General features: G+C 59.7%; 14 protein-coding genes. 9 read left to right on the top strand and 5 right to left on the bottom strand.

Annotated features, from left to right (window positions below; all coding sequences use genetic code 11):
* Positions 1-5: 5 nt before the first annotated feature.
* Genes ACYVI2_RS24730 through gmk form a run of 3 tightly spaced genes read right to left on the bottom strand, consistent with a single transcriptional unit; the run spans position 6 to position 3,197 of the window.
* Positions 6-2,300: a RelA/SpoT family protein gene (locus ACYVI2_RS24730; RefSeq protein ID WP_415819760.1), complete on the bottom strand. Its 2,295-nt coding sequence runs from the start codon at positions 2,298-2,300 to the stop codon at positions 6-8.
* Positions 2,301-2,321: 21 nt separating this feature from the next.
* Positions 2,322-2,525: a DNA-directed RNA polymerase subunit omega gene (rpoZ, locus tag ACYVI2_RS24725; protein WP_094821324.1), complete on the bottom strand. Its 204-nt coding sequence runs from the start codon at positions 2,523-2,525 to the stop codon at positions 2,322-2,324.
* A gap of 39 nt (positions 2,526-2,564) precedes the next feature.
* Positions 2,565-3,197, bottom strand: a complete 633-nt coding sequence (gene gmk / locus ACYVI2_RS24720; protein ID WP_415819759.1) for a guanylate kinase — start codon at positions 3,195-3,197, stop codon at positions 2,565-2,567.
* Between the two features lie 213 nt (positions 3,198-3,410).
* Between gmk and ACYVI2_RS24715 the strand changes: the two genes are divergently transcribed.
* Positions 3,411-4,184: an SDR family oxidoreductase gene (locus tag ACYVI2_RS24715; protein ID WP_415819758.1), complete on the top strand. Its 774-nt coding sequence runs from the start codon at positions 3,411-3,413 to the stop codon at positions 4,182-4,184.
* A 92-nt stretch (positions 4,185-4,276) separates the two neighbouring features.
* On the opposite strand, the gene ACYVI2_RS24710 is transcribed toward ACYVI2_RS24715, so the two are convergent.
* Positions 4,277-4,882 carry a C40 family peptidase gene (locus tag ACYVI2_RS24710; RefSeq protein WP_415819757.1) on the bottom strand — a complete coding sequence of 202 codons (606 nt, stop codon included), beginning with the start codon at positions 4,880-4,882 and terminating at the stop codon, positions 4,277-4,279.
* A 243-nt stretch (positions 4,883-5,125) separates the two neighbouring features.
* On the opposite strand from ACYVI2_RS24710, the gene ACYVI2_RS24705 reads away from it, so the two are divergent.
* From ACYVI2_RS24705 to ACYVI2_RS24675, 7 genes are all read left to right on the top strand, one after another.
* A complete protein-coding gene (locus ACYVI2_RS24705) occupies positions 5,126-6,619 on the top strand; it encodes an AMP nucleosidase (RefSeq protein ID WP_415819756.1) in 1,494 nt (497 codons plus the stop codon).
* A gap of 117 nt (positions 6,620-6,736) precedes the next feature.
* Complete coding sequence (locus ACYVI2_RS24700) at positions 6,737-7,033, top strand: helix-turn-helix domain-containing protein (RefSeq protein WP_415819755.1); 297 nt, start codon at positions 6,737-6,739, stop codon at positions 7,031-7,033.
* Entirely contained in the window at positions 7,030-8,454 is a 1,425-nt protein-coding gene (locus ACYVI2_RS24695; protein ID WP_415819754.1) for a type II toxin-antitoxin system HipA family toxin, read from the top strand. The genes ACYVI2_RS24700 and ACYVI2_RS24695 overlap by 4 nt, the downstream gene beginning before the upstream one ends.
* A 46-nt stretch (positions 8,455-8,500) precedes the next feature.
* The gene (locus tag ACYVI2_RS24690; protein ID WP_415819753.1) at positions 8,501-10,039 is read left to right on the top strand and encodes a phospholipase D family protein; all 1,539 of its coding nucleotides are present in this window, start codon (positions 8,501-8,503) and stop codon (positions 10,037-10,039) included.
* 94 nt (positions 10,040-10,133) lie between these two features.
* Positions 10,134-11,159, top strand: coding sequence for a L,D-transpeptidase (locus tag ACYVI2_RS24685; protein ID WP_415819752.1), 1,026 nt, complete (start codon positions 10,134-10,136; stop codon positions 11,157-11,159).
* A gap of 198 nt (positions 11,160-11,357) precedes the next feature.
* On the top strand, positions 11,358-12,170 hold the full coding sequence (locus tag ACYVI2_RS24680) for a murein L,D-transpeptidase catalytic domain family protein (RefSeq protein ID WP_415819751.1): 813 nt from the start codon (positions 11,358-11,360) through the stop codon (positions 12,168-12,170).
* A gap of 74 nt (positions 12,171-12,244) precedes the next feature.
* Positions 12,245-12,586: a hypothetical protein gene (locus ACYVI2_RS24675; RefSeq protein WP_415819750.1), complete on the top strand. Its 342-nt coding sequence runs from the start codon at positions 12,245-12,247 to the stop codon at positions 12,584-12,586.
* A gap of 69 nt (positions 12,587-12,655) precedes the next feature.
* Here ACYVI2_RS24675 and ACYVI2_RS24670 read toward each other — a convergent pair whose 3' ends face one another.
* Complete coding sequence (locus ACYVI2_RS24670) at positions 12,656-13,609, bottom strand: YicC/YloC family endoribonuclease (protein WP_415819749.1); 954 nt, start codon at positions 13,607-13,609, stop codon at positions 12,656-12,658.
* A gap of 134 nt (positions 13,610-13,743) precedes the next feature.
* Between ACYVI2_RS24670 and rph the strand changes: the two genes are divergently transcribed.
* Positions 13,744-14,487, top strand: coding sequence for a ribonuclease PH (gene rph / locus ACYVI2_RS24665; RefSeq protein ID WP_415819748.1), 744 nt, complete (start codon positions 13,744-13,746; stop codon positions 14,485-14,487).
* The last annotated feature ends 13 nt before the right edge of the window (positions 14,488-14,500 follow it).

Raw genomic sequence — 14,500 nt, 5'->3', positions numbered from 1 at the left:
GTCGTTCAGGTCTTGACCCGAACGATTTTCTGGACTTGCGGCACATGCCGTATCGAACGGATCACCTGGGCCAGGTGTTTGCGGCTGTCGACCTGGATTGTCAGGTGCAGCGAGACCGTCGCGATGGCATCGTCATGCATGGTGATCTGCACGATGTTGGCGTCGGCTGCCGTGACCTCGGCGGCAAGCCGGCCCAGGACGCCACGTTCATTACGTGTAATAACATCCAGGCGTGTAGACAGGTGCTTGGCGGTATGTGCGTCCCACGCGACATTGACCCAGCGATCGGGTTCGCGGGCCCGTAAGCGCGTCGCGGTGGGGCAGTCTGCCGTGTGCACGACCAGGCCTTGGCCCAGGCGCAGGCCCGCGACGATGGGGTCACCGGGTAATGGGCCACAGCAGGAGGCCAACTGGACTGCCTGGCCTTCGTTGCCCTGGATCAGAATGGGCGCGCTGCGCGCCGAGGTGATTTCGTCGACGGCGGCGGCTGTCGTGGCGACCAATTGATGTTCGGGTGCGAAGCGTCGTGCAACGACGGCGGCCAGCCGCTTGCCCAAACCGATATCGGCCAGAATTTCGTCGCGAGAGCTCGCGCCCGTGCTGCGCGCGAGTTTTTGCCAGGCCGGGTCGTCCTGCGCAGGCAGGTTCAGATGCAGCTCTTGCAGGGCTTGTTCCAGCAGCCGCTCGCCAAAGGCGACCGATTCCTCGTATTTGACTGTACGCAGATAATGGCGGATCTCCGAGCGCGCACGGCCGGTGCGCACGTAGTTCAGCCATTGGGCATTGGGGCGTGAGGCGGGCGAGGTGATGACCTCGACCACGTCACCGCTGCTGAGCTCGGTGCGTAGCGGCACGAACTCGTTGTTGACCTTGGTTGCCACGGCCTGGTTGCCGATGTCGGTGTGGATCGCATAGGCGAAATCCACCGGTGTGGCGCCGCGTGGCAAGGAAATGATCTTGCCGCGAGGGGTGAATACGTAGACGGCATCCGGGAACAGGTCGACTTTGACATGCTCGAGGAATTCGCCCGAGTCGCCCGTCTGGCTCTGGATGTCCAGCAACGACTGCAACCACTGGTGCGTACGCTTTTGCAGGTCGTTCAGGCTGACGTCGGATCCCTTGTACAGCCAGTGCGAGGCGACGCCTGCCTCGGCAATGTGATGCATGTCGCGCGTGCGGAACTGGAATTCGACAGGCGTGCCATAGGGGCCCACCAGCGTCGTGTGCAGGGATTGATAGCCGTTGACCTTGGGGATGGCAATGTAGTCTTTGAACTTGCCAGGCACCGGGCGGTATAGCTGGTGCAGCGTCCCTAGCGCCAGGTAGCATTCCGGCAGCGTGTGCACGATGACGCGGAATCCGTAGATGTCCAGCACCTCGGAGAAGGATTTTTTCTGTTCGACCATCTTGGTGTAGATGCCGAACAGGGTTTTTTCTCGGCCAGAGACCTCGGCCTCGATGCCTGCGGCGGGCAGGGCGGCGCGTACTGCATCGCTGATCTTGCCTATGACCTCGCGCCGATTGCCGCGTGCAGCCAATACGGCCTTGTACAGGACCTGATAGCGATTGGGGTACATCGCCGCAAAGCACAAGTCCTGCAGTTCGCGGAACAGCACATTCAGGCCCAGGCGATGCGCGATCGGCGCATAGATGTCCAGGGTCTCGCGAGCGATGCGGCGGCGCTTTTCGGGGTTGACCGCATCCAGCGTGCGCATATTGTGCAGGCGATCGGCCAGCTTGATCAGGATGACACGCACGTCGCGCGCCATGGCCAGCAGCATTTTGCGAAAGCTCTCGGCTTGTTGCTGGGCCTTGGTCGCGAAATCCAGGCGATCGAGCTTGGACAGGCCGTCGACTAATTCGGCGACCTGTACGCCGAATTTTTCAGCGAGCTCTTGCTTGGGGATGCCTTGATCTTCGATGACGTCGTGCAGCAGGGCTGCCGACAACGCGTTCGCGTCGAGTTTCCAGGCCGCGCAGATTTCTGTCACGGCGATCGGGTGCGAGATATAGGGCGCACCGCTGGCACGGAACTGGCCCAGATGCGCCTGGTCGGCGAACCGGTAGGCCTCACGCACCCGCTCGACGTCTTTTTTGTCGAGGTAGCTGCCGATGATCTCGGTCAGCGGCGCAAGCGAGGCGACAGGAGAGGCGGGGGTATCTGAAAGCGTGCCGTCAGACGTCGTGCTGGAAAGCTCGACTGGCGAGTTTTTTTTGTCGGAACGGCGTCCGAGCCGTGATCCTGCTCGCAAGGCAGCGAGCAGGCCCGTAGAAGCGTACTTCAGCCGGGGAAAAGCCATGTTGCCGCCCCCTGGACTGGATCAGGTGGGGACTTTACGCAGCATTTCCAGGCCGGTATGGCCGCTGGCGATTTCGCGCAGGGCGGTGACCGTGGGCTTGTCTTTGCTGTCGATACGCGGGGCGTGGCCCTGCGCCAGCTCGCGAGCGCGATAGGTAGCGGTCAGCGTCAGCTTGAAGCGGTTAGGAATCTGATTCAGACAGTCTTCGACAGTAATGCGAGCCATGAGTTATACCTGGAACGGGCTGTGAAAAGGAGGATCGTCTCAGTGATCGGCCGGAATGCCCAACTGAGCGAACAGCGGAGCATGGCGAACGGCCTGAGACGAAAAACGTAGCCGGGCAGCACTGATCACCTGAGACAGTTCCGCCAAGGCTACGCTAAATTCTTGATTAATAATAACATATTCGCATTCCGGCGCGTGGGCGATTTCGCCGCCAGCTGCCAGCAATCGACGAGCGATGACTTGGGGGGCGTCTTGGCCACGGGTCTTGAGGCGATGTTCGAGTTCCTCGATGGACGGCGGCAAAATAAAAATGCCGATGGCTTGAGGAAAGCGCTGGCGGACCTGGCGAGCGCCTTGCCAGTCGATCTCCAGCAGTACGTCGCGGCCGTCCTCGGTAGCCTGATCGATCAGGTCCCGCGGAGTGCCGTAGAAATTGCCGTGCACCTCAGCCCATTCGAGCAGCGCCTGATTTTGGCGCAGGGTTTCAAACTGCTCTTTGGTGATGAAGCGGTATTCACGCCCGTCCACCTCGCCAGTGCGCGGCTCGCGCGTGGTGCAGGAAATCGACAAGACCAGTGATTTGTCATGGTCGAGCAAGGCCTTGACCAGGCTGGACTTGCCAGCGCCGCTGGGCGCGACCACCATGAACACATTGCCGGGGCGTTTTGACATAAATCGGATCGACAGACGGGATACAGGACGCGAAGAATAACAAATTCACGTTTTTAACTATTATATTTGGTCTCTGAGCCGGAGTCCCTGCGCCGGAGGATAGTGCCGCTGGTGTCCTCAAAGTGACGCAGGAAGATCACGGTTGTTTGTAACTCAAGTCGCGCGATTGCTTTAGGATTATGCGACGTAGACCCATACAGAGAGACGAAAAACATGCAGTCAAATGAGCAGACAAGCATTTCGCCAGTGGCGTTGGTGACGGGGGCAGGCAGTGGCATCGGCCGTGCCGTCGCGCTGGAGTTCTTGGCGCAAGGCTATCGAGTGGTACTGGCAGGCCGCCGGCGCGAACAGCTCGAGCAGACCCGTACCGCAGCAGGCGAAGACGGCGCACGCGCCTTGGTGGTGCCCACGGATGTCAGTGACGAGCAGGCCGTGCGCGAACTGTTTGATGAAATACAGCGGGCTTATGGGCGGTTGGATGTCCTGTTCAATAACGCCGGGCGCAATACGCCGGCAGTGCCTATCGAAGACCTGCCCGTGGAGGTATGGCGCGAGGTCGTCGATGTGAACCTCACGGGGATGTTCCTGTGCGCACAGGCGGCGATTCGATTGATGAAGGCCCAACAACCCGGTGGTGGCCGCATCATCAATAACGGATCGATTTCGGCATACGCACCCAGACCCTTGTCGATTGCCTATACCGCGACCAAGCATGCCGTGACGGGGATGACCAAATCCATTTCGCTTGACTGCCGCGAGTACGGCATCGCCTGCGGACAGATCGATATCGGCAATGCCGCCACGGACATGACCCAGCGCATGGCCGAGGGCGTGTTGCAGGCCAATGGTGAGCGCCGTCCGGAACCTCGTATGGACGTTGCGCACGTGGCCCATGCCGTTGTCTCGATGGCGAAGCTGCCCTTGGATGCCAACGTGCAGTTCATGACGATCATGGCGACGAACATGCCGTTTGTGGGCCGAGGCTGATTCGCGGGGATTCGTCTCTGCTTTGCTGCAATCAAAAGGGAGCCCGAGGGCTCCCTTTTGATATTCATTCGCCGTACTGGCTTGTGCGGGAATTACTGCCCCGTGTCGGCTTTGGCGATCAGATGGCCTTGGGGGACGGTGCTTGGCTCGATGTAGCGCCGCGCCGCGACGTAGTGGCGCGACCAATAGCTGTTGTCCAGGCTGTCGACGCGAACTTTCGAGCCGCGTGTAGGGGCATGGACGAATTGGTTTTGACCGATATAAATGCCCACATGGGAGACCCCGCGACGACGCATCGTCGCAAAGAACACCAGGTCGCCGGGCTTGAGCTCGGTTTTCTTGATGCCGGTTCCCTCGAGGCGCTGCGCGCGTGCCGTGCGAGGCAATTCCATGCCGACGATCTCGCGATAGACGAATTGCGTCAGGCCGCTGCAATCGAAACCGGCATCGGGGTCTTCGCCACCCCAGACATAGGGAGTGCCGATGGCATCCAGGCCGGCACGCACGACCATGTCGGACAGGCTGGGAACCGTAAGGGGATCAATCAACCGCAGGCCTTGCATCGAAGCGATGGCTTCGGGCGTATTCGTGGCGTGAGCGGTGGGGGGCCAAGAGAGGCCGAGAGCCAAAAGCGGCGCGGCCAGGAATGAGGGGAGGGCGGATAAATTAAGACGGACTTTTCGCGTCGGTGGAGTCATTGCGACACTTCAACTTTCGGAGTGGGGCGGGATGGCTGACTACGTCAAGCCGGCGAAAATGTGGTGCGCATACAACGCGTCCACGGGGCATTGTAACCCATTGACGATTTTTTGCATTTTGGGGTTATTACTAACCTGATCGAAACAGATGGTGGCGGCTTGAGGGGGATTTGGTGCTGTCATCGTGTTCATGCATGATAAGCATATGCTGGATAGGCATGCCGTTTTACGGAAATCTAAAAAATGACAGTTGACTTTTCGATTGGTTCCCACAGTTCGCCACCTCCGCTGGAGTTCGAGGCCTTTCATCAGGCGGAGGCCGCCGTCGAGCGCCTGACGGAGATTTATGGCCGCAATACGGCCTTTATACGGGCGGCGTTTCAGGATGTGGTGAATGGCCGGGACTTGCCGGGGCCCGTACGGGCGTGTTACCCCGCGATCCGCATCAGGGTGGATACCTATGATCTGATTGACAGCCGGCTGTCATTCGGCCACGTCGCGGAGCCTGGCGTATATCAGACCACGGTGACCCAGCCGATGCTGTTTCGTGACTACTATCTGGAGCAGATCGGTCTGCTGATTCAGAATCATGGCGTTGCGGTCGAGGTGGGGGAGTCGGATTGCCCCATTCCGCTGCATTTCGCCTTTCCGGAGGGAGCCTATGTCGAGGGCGAACGCCTGGCGGGCATGCGGCGGCCATTGCGTGATCTGTTTGATGTGCCGGATTTGGCGGTGACGGACGATGCGATCGTCAATGGTTCCTGGCATGGCCGGGAGGGCGAGCCGCGCCCCCTGGCGCCCTTTACGGCGCCGCGGGTGGATTATTCGCTGCATCGCCTGCAGCACTATACGGCGACTGCGCCTTCGTATTTTCAGAATTTCGTGCTGTTCACGAATTATCAGTTTTATGTAGACGAGTTCTGCGCACGAGCCCGGGCGCTGATGGCCGAGGGCGGGGGCGATTACGATGCGCTGGTCGAGCCCGGTAATCGCATGACTCGCCGCGGCGAGACCGCTGCGGCTCCTCCGGCCGGCGGTGTGCGGTTGCCGCAAATGCCGGCGTACCACCTGGTGCGTTCCAATCACTCGGGCATTACCCTGGTCAATATCGGAGTAGGGCCCTCGAATGCCAAAACCATTACCGATCACATTGCCGTGCTGCGCCCCCATGCCTGGCTGATGCTGGGGCACTGCGCCGGACTGCGGGATTCCCAGCGGTTGGGGGACTATGTATTGGCGCACGGTTATGTGCGAGAAGACCACGTGTTGGACGACGATCTGCCAACTTGGGTGCCGGTACCGCCTCTAGCGGAAGTGCAGGTGGCGCTGGAGCAGGCAGTAGAAGAGGTGGCAGGCCTATCAGGCTGGGAACTGAAACGCATCATGCGTACCGGGACGGTCGCCAGCATCGATAACCGCAATTGGGAACTGCGGGATCATACCGAGCTGGTGGAGCGATTTACGCAATCGCGGGCGATTGCATTGGATATGGAGTCTGCGACGATCGCCGCGAATGGGTTCCGGTTTCGCGTGCCTTATGGGACCTTGTTATGCGTGTCGGACAAGCCCTTGCATGGCGAGCTGAAGCTGCCGGGGATGGCCAGCGCGTTCTACCGGGACCAGGTGAATCAGCATCTGGAAATCGGGATACGGGCGCTGGAGCGCTTGCGGGATATGCCACCAGAGCGTCTGCATTCTCGCAAACTGCGCACCTTTATGGAAACGGCATTTCAATAGGCATTAAAGTAGTATATTTTTCTATAAAACTACTTTAGTGCTATTTATAAGGCTTGTTTACTAGTAATATAGTAGTTATTATTTTTCTAATACTACTTTATTGCGCTTGGTGGCAGTATGAACAGCCTATCTGACATCGCCGATATTCTGCGGGCACGCTTGCAACAACAAGGGCAGACGCAGGCGCATTTGCGCCAGTCTGCAGGGATCGCACAGCGCACGCTGACTAACGTCCTGAGCGGCGAGCAGGACTTTAAGGTCAGTACGTTGCTGGCGCTGGCTGACCGCCTGGGGTTGGAAATGGTGTTGGTCCCCAAGGGGGCGGCTGTAGCGATGGATGCACGAGACGCGGTCAAGCCCAAGATCCCCACGCGCATCGAGGTCGCCCGCCGGCAACTGGGTGAGACAAAATGAACGTGCAGGCATTGGCCATTTTCATCGGTGCCGAGCGGGTCGGCGTGCTGTTCCAATACCGCATGCAGGGGGCGGACGTGGTGACCCGTTTTGTCGCCGACGATGCTTTCGCGCATCAGTGGGATGCGCCCGTGGTGTCGGCTGCCTATGTCGCGGACTCTCCCGAGGATCAGGCGGCGTTCTGGGCGGATGTCCGGAGCGAGCCGTTAAATGGACGCTATTCCCCGCAAAATGGCTGGCTATTGCCGGCATTTTTCCAGAATTTGCTGCCAGAGGGTGTTTTTCGCGATCATGTGGCTCGCGTGCGGGGCTGCGACCCAAAAGATCACTTTGAAATGTTGGCCGCGTGTGGGGGGGATTTGCCGGGGAATGTCTATGCGCGGCCGGTGGAGCTGTCACGTGACGAGTTGGCCCACTACGTGACACAGGACCAGGACGCGCTGGAAATGACGGTTACGGCCGATCCGATGGAGCAGGGCGTGTCGCTGTCAGGTGTTCAGCCCAAGCTGGGCGTGATTAAACAGGGCGAGCGTTATGTGGGACGTACACGGGATCACGACACCCATATCATTGCGAAGCTGCCGGTGGTGGGGCAGCCGCTGTTGCCGGAACTGGAATCGCTGTCCCTGCAATTGGCGCAGGTGGCCGGCGTGACTATTTGCGAGGCCTATCTCGAGCCGCTGGAGAATCTGGCAGCCGAGCACGGCTATGACCTGGGCGACGCCGATGCACGTACGCAGTTTCTGGCCGTGGTGCGCTATGACCGCGAGCCGGGGCGGCGCATTCATTGCGAAGACTTCGCCCAGGTGCTGGGCGCGATGCCCGAGCAAAAATACCAGGCGGCGTCGTATCTGGATGTGGCTGCGGTATTAATGGCGTTTCCGTCGTTAGGCGAGCCGGCTGTGCATGAGTTGCTGCGCCGTATGGCAGTCAACGAGATGCTGGGCAATCCGGATATGCATCTGAAGAACATCGGCCTGATCTACGCAGATGGTCATACACCGCAGTTGGCGCCTGCGTACGATATCGTGGCGTATGCGGCCTATCACCCGTGCCAGGGGCATGCGCTGCGCATCATGCCGGAGGGATTGGAACCACGCCGTGCCGGCAGAGCGGCAGCCGCGCCGGAAAAGGCACCGTTCTCCGCGTCCGGAACACAACAGCCCACGATCGGCGCCGGCAACATGCCGCCGGGTACTAAGGCATCCTTGAAACCCGCCTTGTCTCCTGCGATGCTGCGCGCTTTCTGCGCGCACCTGCGTATTCCAGAAAAACCCGCTGCCAAGGCAGTGGGCGATTGCGTAAAAGCCGCGCACGCGCAATGGCCTGCTCTGATCGAGCAGGCCAAGCTGACCGCCCGTCAAAAGCAAAATCTATTGGCGCATTTCCATGCGCATCCCATGGTGAAATCGGTGCGCTGATGGCCGATTCGAAAACTGAATTCAACAGCGTTCGCCGCCGGCCCGAATGATGAAGTTTGCACTCTATGCCATTGCTGTATTGGCCATCGCCTTTGTCGCGGCCAGGGCGATCTTTCGTCTGCCGGATATCTCTGGCCGTCCGATTCAGGTTGCCCTGTCGATGGATCCGAGCACGCCATTGGCCCGGCGGACGGCACACGAGATGGCCGAGCGGCCGGAACTCAGTGGCGTCGTCCCCCTGGTCAGCGGCCATGACGCATACGGCAGCAGGCTGGCGTTGGCGCGGATGGCGGAAAGATCGATCGACGCTCAGTACTATATCTGGCACGATGACACGACCGGCCAGCTATTGCTCAAAGCGCTATACGATGCGGCCCGGCGCGGTGTGCGGGTGCGGCTGCTGCTGGACGATAACGGTGTGCCAGGTCTGGATGACACACTGGCAGCGCTGAATGCGCTGGATAATTTCGAGATCCGTCTGTTCAATCCATCCACGGTGCGCACCCCGAAATTAGCGGGTTACGCGTTCGATTTCATGCGCATGAATCGCCGCATGCACAACAAGGCGTATATCGTCGATGGTGCGGCGGCGATCATTGGCGGCCGTAATATCGGCGACGAGTATTTCCAAGTCGGCGACGACCATTATTTCTTGGATCTGGACGTGCTGGCCATGGGCTCGGTGGTTGCCGATACCTCGGCCGCCTTTGATGCGTATTGGAATAGCGCTTCGGCTTTCGGTGTCGAGCAAATCGTCGGACGTACGGGGAATCTGGCTGCATTTCTAAGTAAAGTCGCTGACACCGAGGCCAGTGATCGGGCACGCACCTTCGCGGATCAGCTGGAATCCAGTGCGGCGAGTTTTCGCAATGGTCAGGTGCGTCCCGAACTGACGGCCGTGCAATTGGTCGTCGACGATCCTGTCAAAGGACAGGGTACGGCCAGACGTGATCAATTGATGATTTCGCGGTTGATCACGATTTTGGGCGGCGTCGAAAAACAATTGGATCTGGTGTCGGCCTATTTCATACCGGGACGCGAAGGCGCTGCTTTTTTTGAGAATCTCGCGGGCCAAGGCAAGCGAGTGCGGGTACTGACGAATGCGATGAACACTACCGATGTGTTGGTGGTGCATGCCGGCTATGCCAAATATCGCCGTGAGCTGTTGCAGGCGGGCATCGAGTTATTTGAGCTGAAATTGCGTGCCGGCCAGCCATCAGGCCGCGATGAACTCAAGCCCATGGGACTGTCGGGGGCCGCCCTGCATGCTAAGACATTTGCCGTTGATGATCGGCGTGTGTTCATCGGATCGTTCAATTTCGATCCTCGCTCGGCGCAGCTCAATTGCGAGATGGGGTTTCTGATCGATAGCCCGACGATGGCGGCTCAGACGGAACGGAATTTTGACGGCCCGCTCGAGCTCGCCGCATACCGTCCCGTATTGACCGATGATGGCGACATGGTCTGGCATGAAAAGCTTGCGGACGGCCGCACCGAGATCCACCGACAAGAACCCGGCGCGGGCTGGTTCAAGCGGGCCATCATCACGATGGTCGGCTGGCTGCCGGTGGAATGGCTGTTGTGACGGCATCCATGATTTTCCCGATGGAGAGATAAGGTTCACCTTCTCTGAATAAAACGGCTACAGTTAATGTTGTGTCCCTAACCATTCAGCCGCTATGCCATTGACATCGAACGCCGTGTATTCGCGTCGCGCTTTTCTGGGCGCGTGCTTGTCGACTGCTCTTGTTGCCAGCGCGGACGCGCTGGCTATCAATGTGAAGGACATGAGCCCGGGTGAGTTCATTTGGCATCCCGAGGCGGCGCCCGCCGGTCCATTGGTCGTCCTGGTCAGCCTGGACGAACAGCGCGTGTATGTCTACCGCAATGGCGTTGCGATAGGCGTATCGACCATCAGCTCAGGCAAGCCTGGGCATGAGACGCCTCCCGGGGTGTTCACCATCCTGCAAAAAGACCGTGATCACCGGTCCAATATCTATAACAATGCGCCCATGCCGTACATGCAGCGGCTGACCTGGAGCGGGATTGCGCTGCACGGCGGTGCCATTCCTGGGCACCCGGCTTCCCATGGCTGCGTGCGGTTGCCGAATGCGTTTGCGCAACGGTTGTTTGCCGAGACAAAGACCGGCGATACGGTGGTGGTAGCCGATACCCGGGTGGATCCAGCCCGGATCGCTTTTCCCGCGTTGCTGGCGCCTGTAGCGCCCGGGGCGGCGGTATCCCCCGTTGACCAGATTGCCCAGCGTGGCAAGGGAGATTTCTGGGATGAGAGTATTTCACCCTCAGGACCCCTGAGTATTGTCGTCAGCTTGAGCGAGCAGCGGTTTTACGTCCTGCGTAACGGGATCGCGATCGGTTCGTCATGGTTGCATGCTGATTCAGGTGCCCATTTTGATGGTGCGCTGCTGCTGGTGATGGGGGCAGGGACGGTCAACGAGCCCAGTCCTTTTGATCCTACGCAATTGCGGCATCAATGGGCCAGCTATCCTTTGTTTGGCTCGCCGCCGTCCCTGAGCAGTCTGGAAAACAGCATCAAAGCACAGCCTGAATTCATCCGCCGTGTGTACAGTTTGCTCAAACCTGGCACCACCATGCTGATCACGAGCGTGCCTGCGGTCAGGCCGGCGCCTGACGTTCCTGGACCGGGTCAGACGGAACGTGTATTAGAATCTGATGTTGATTAAATGTCTCCTGGGCTTGATATGGCCCGCCTGAAATAGGGGACATAATGCCGGCTTTGGCCCGGCATTTTTTTAGATAGGCGTTCCTTGCGGCCCGACTGCATCCGGCCGGTCTCCCGCAGGAGGCAAGGAATCGCCATCCCCGCTAGGGGCAAGGAGACGCGGATTTCCGCGGTTTCTTTGAGAAAGTTAGAGTTGCCCATGATTGATCATCCTTCCCGTCGTCGTGTTTTGCGTACCTTGGCCGGCCTGGCTTTGGGCGGGGCGCTGCCCTCCGCGTTTGCGCGTTCTGAGGCTGCATTCAAGCAGACCTCGGCCCTTTCCACGCTGCCATGTGCAGCGCACGGTGCTGGCGGTGTCCAGGCCGGCAGTGAATTCTGCAGTAATGCCTCGTCGAGCGCAGCTGCCGCCAACAAGCTGGCATTGTCGCTGGCTGCGAAAGCGCCCAATGCGTCGATGCTGGCCGTGCAACTCGCGACCGAGGCACTGGAGCGCGCTCGGGCCGACAAGGCCTTGCCCGGCGGCGATCCGCGTGTGCTGGCGCTGGTGGATTTCAGCCTGCCTTCCACTGCCAAGCGTTTGTGGGTATTTGACCTGAATAGTCACGACGTCCTGTTCGAGGAGTGGGTCGCCCATGGGCGCAATACTGGCGACAATTTTGCGCGTGAGTTCTCGAACCGCCCGGAAAGCCATATGTCCAGTCTGGGGGCTTATCAGGCGGGCGAGATCTATACGGGAAAGAACGGCTATTCCCTGCGTTTGCACGGGCTGGAGCCGGGTTTCAACGATCTGGCTTTTGACCGCGCCATCGTCATTCACGGCGCGCCGTATGTGAGCGCCGAGACGATCCGGTCGCAGGGGCGGCTGGGGCGCAGTTTTGGTTGTCCGGCGGTACGCGTGCCCGTTGCGCGGCCCTTGATCGATACGTTGGCGAAACAGGCATTCCTATTTAATTTTTATCCGCAACGCGATTGGATGGAGCATTCTGCATTGATCGGCGGACATCAGGCCTAGGGCTGTTCACTACAGTAGTGCTTGACTCTGGGGGCCGAATCGTGCGACATAGCTGCCACACGATTGGAGCCGCTATGAAATTAATTGCCACGCTATCTGCTAGTCTGATCTTGACCGCCTGTACGACTTTGGACGACACCGTCGACTCGGCGCCCTCGGCCACTATTGAATCGGCTCGCTCGGTGAGCAATGTGGTCAACTGCATCAACAGTGCCTGGGTATTGCAGGCGACGGTGCAATCGGCCGCAATCCCTGGCGGACAACGTCTCTCCACCCAGGACCCTGGCCGTATCGGGCCCGCGCATGTGGCGGAGGTCGTCCAGCAGGGCAAAGGGTCGATCGTGCGGTACTGGCAAAACACGCATCAGAATGCGCATGAGTTCGATGACCCGATCATGGCGTGTACGAAGGGGTGAGGCGTGATTCTCCGATGAGCAAAGGGCTCCTGGATTGATCCAGGAGCCCTCGTTTATTCCTGCCCTCAATCACTCAATATTCTGCGCCTGCTCCCGCATCTGCTCGATCAGCAATTTCAAATCCATTGCAGCGCGCGTGACGTCCATGCTGCCGGCTTTGGATCCTAATGTGTTGGCTTCGCGGTTCATTTCCTGGAACAGGAAATCGAGTCGTTTGCCAGCGCTGCCGCCAGCGTTGCCGCGTTTGCCGTCGGCTTTGCCTTTTTTGGCGCTTGCGCCTTCGCCGCCGCCTAGCAGGTGACGGAGTTCTTCCAGGTGCGAACGCAGGCGGGCGAGTTCTTCTGCGACATCGATGCGTAGGGCGAATAGATTGGCCTCATGGGCCACGCGCTCAGAGAGCTCTGCACCGGAAATATGCGTGAATCCGCCGGGAAAGGCGGTTTCCATGGATTCGCGTAGTTTATTGGCCAGTTTTTCCCGATGGTCCTGCAGGAGTTGCGGCAGGTGAGTTTCGACCGATTCCACGATACCGGCGACACCATCGGCGCATTCGAGCATGATGGCTGCCAGGCGTTGGCCTTCGCGTTCGCGGCCTTCCTGGAGCTGTGTCAGCGCTTGTTTGGCGGCCTGGACGCATGCGGCTCCCCAGACCTGAGGGTCGAGCGCATCGTTGCCGCGTTGACCGGGCCAATTGAAAAGCTCCGCCAGGCGAGGGGCTTCAACCTCAGGCAGGATATTGCGGGCGGCCTCGAGTTGCGTAGCCAGATGCTGGAGCCACGCAGGATCCAGCGTGGTCAATTCTGCGCCGGCATTACGGGCATAGGACGCTCGCACTTCGACTTTGCCGCGGGCCAGATTGGTGGTGAGCAATTCGCGCAGCGGCGTTTCCGCATGCCGCAGTTCGTCGGGCAAACGGAAATACAGATCCAGATAACGGCTGTTGACGCTGCGCAGTTCCAGCGCCAAAGTGCCTTGCTCGAGGTCGACGCGGGCGTTGCCGAAAGCGGTCATGCTGCGAATCATGGAGTGTCCTGAAGAAATCTAGAAAAATAGGCTGCCAGGAGCCGTATTCCGGCAGGATAACTCAAGCGGGTCGGTGATGCTGCGGCAAGCCCCGTACAATGCGGCGAATTGCTAATTTTGTATGGAGTCTATCCGTGTCCTCGTCCACCACTGTTTCTCGTCCGTCCGGCCGTTCGGTTGATCAATTGCGGCCGTTTAGCCTGGAGCGTGGCTTTACACGCTATGCCGAAGGATCGGTGTTGGTGCGTGCCGGTAATACGCATGTACTGTGCACAGCGAGTGTGCTGGACAAAGTGCCCCCATTTCTGAAAGGGCGAGGCGAGGGGTGGGTCACGGCCGAATACGGCATGTTGCCGCGTGCCACGCATACGCGCGGTGATCGCGAGGCCGCACGCGGTAAGCAAAGTGGCCGGACCCAGGAAATTCAACGCTTGATTGGCCGCAGCTTGCGTGCGGTGTTCGATATGCAGGCCTTGGGCGAACGCACGCTGCATCTGGATTGTGATGTGTTGCAGGCCGATGGCGGGACCCGTTGCGCCAGCATTACGGGCGCCTGGGTGGCGGCGGCCGACGCGGTGGCTCTGTTGGTGCAGCGCGGCGATCTGGCGGTCAATCCGATCCGTGATGCGGTGGCAGCGGTGTCGGTGGGCATGGTCGACGGCCGGCCCGTGCTTGATCTGGATTACCAGGAAGACTCGGCCTGCGACGCCGACGTGAATGTGGTGATGACAGGGGCCGGCGCTTTTGTGGAAGTGCAAGGCACGGGCGAGGGCGCGACGTTTGCGCGTTCGGAACTGGATGCCATGCTGGGCCTGGCGGAGCAGGGCATTGCACAATTGGTGCAAGCGCAGCGCGCTGCCTTGAAATCAGGGGTTTAAGCCTCGGATCCTG

This window comes from Bordetella tumbae (assembly GCF_054780995.1).
Note: the sequence above shows the minus strand (reverse complement) of the source record. Positions and strands in the feature narration are given on the sequence as shown.

Excerpts from the sequence above, each read along its gene's own strand:
- ACYVI2_RS24705 (WP_415819756.1), top strand. The coding sequence starts at position 5,126 with ATGACAGTTGACTTTTCGATTGGTTCCCACAGTTCGCCACCTCCGCTG.
- ACYVI2_RS24695 (WP_415819754.1), top strand. The coding sequence starts at position 7,030 with ATGAACGTGCAGGCATTGGCCATTTTCATCGGTGCCGAGCGGGTCGGC.
- ACYVI2_RS24700 (WP_415819755.1), top strand. The coding sequence starts at position 6,737 with ATGAACAGCCTATCTGACATCGCCGATATTCTGCGGGCACGCTTGCAA.
- gmk (WP_415819759.1), bottom strand. The coding sequence starts at position 3,197 with ATGTCAAAACGCCCCGGCAATGTGTTCATGGTGGTCGCGCCCAGCGGC.
- ACYVI2_RS24715 (WP_415819758.1), top strand. The coding sequence starts at position 3,411 with ATGCAGTCAAATGAGCAGACAAGCATTTCGCCAGTGGCGTTGGTGACG.
- ACYVI2_RS24675 (WP_415819750.1), top strand. The coding sequence starts at position 12,245 with ATGAAATTAATTGCCACGCTATCTGCTAGTCTGATCTTGACCGCCTGT.
- ACYVI2_RS24710 (WP_415819757.1), bottom strand. The coding sequence starts at position 4,882 with ATGACTCCACCGACGCGAAAAGTCCGTCTTAATTTATCCGCCCTCCCC.
- ACYVI2_RS24730 (WP_415819760.1), bottom strand. The coding sequence starts at position 2,300 with ATGGCTTTTCCCCGGCTGAAGTACGCTTCTACGGGCCTGCTCGCTGCC.
- ACYVI2_RS24685 (WP_415819752.1), top strand. The coding sequence starts at position 10,134 with ATGCCATTGACATCGAACGCCGTGTATTCGCGTCGCGCTTTTCTGGGC.
- ACYVI2_RS24690 (WP_415819753.1), top strand. The coding sequence starts at position 8,501 with ATGATGAAGTTTGCACTCTATGCCATTGCTGTATTGGCCATCGCCTTT.
- rpoZ (WP_094821324.1), bottom strand. The coding sequence starts at position 2,525 with ATGGCTCGCATTACTGTCGAAGACTGTCTGAATCAGATTCCTAACCGC.
- ACYVI2_RS24680 (WP_415819751.1), top strand. The coding sequence starts at position 11,358 with ATGATTGATCATCCTTCCCGTCGTCGTGTTTTGCGTACCTTGGCCGGC.
- ACYVI2_RS24670 (WP_415819749.1), bottom strand. The coding sequence starts at position 13,609 with ATGATTCGCAGCATGACCGCTTTCGGCAACGCCCGCGTCGACCTCGAG.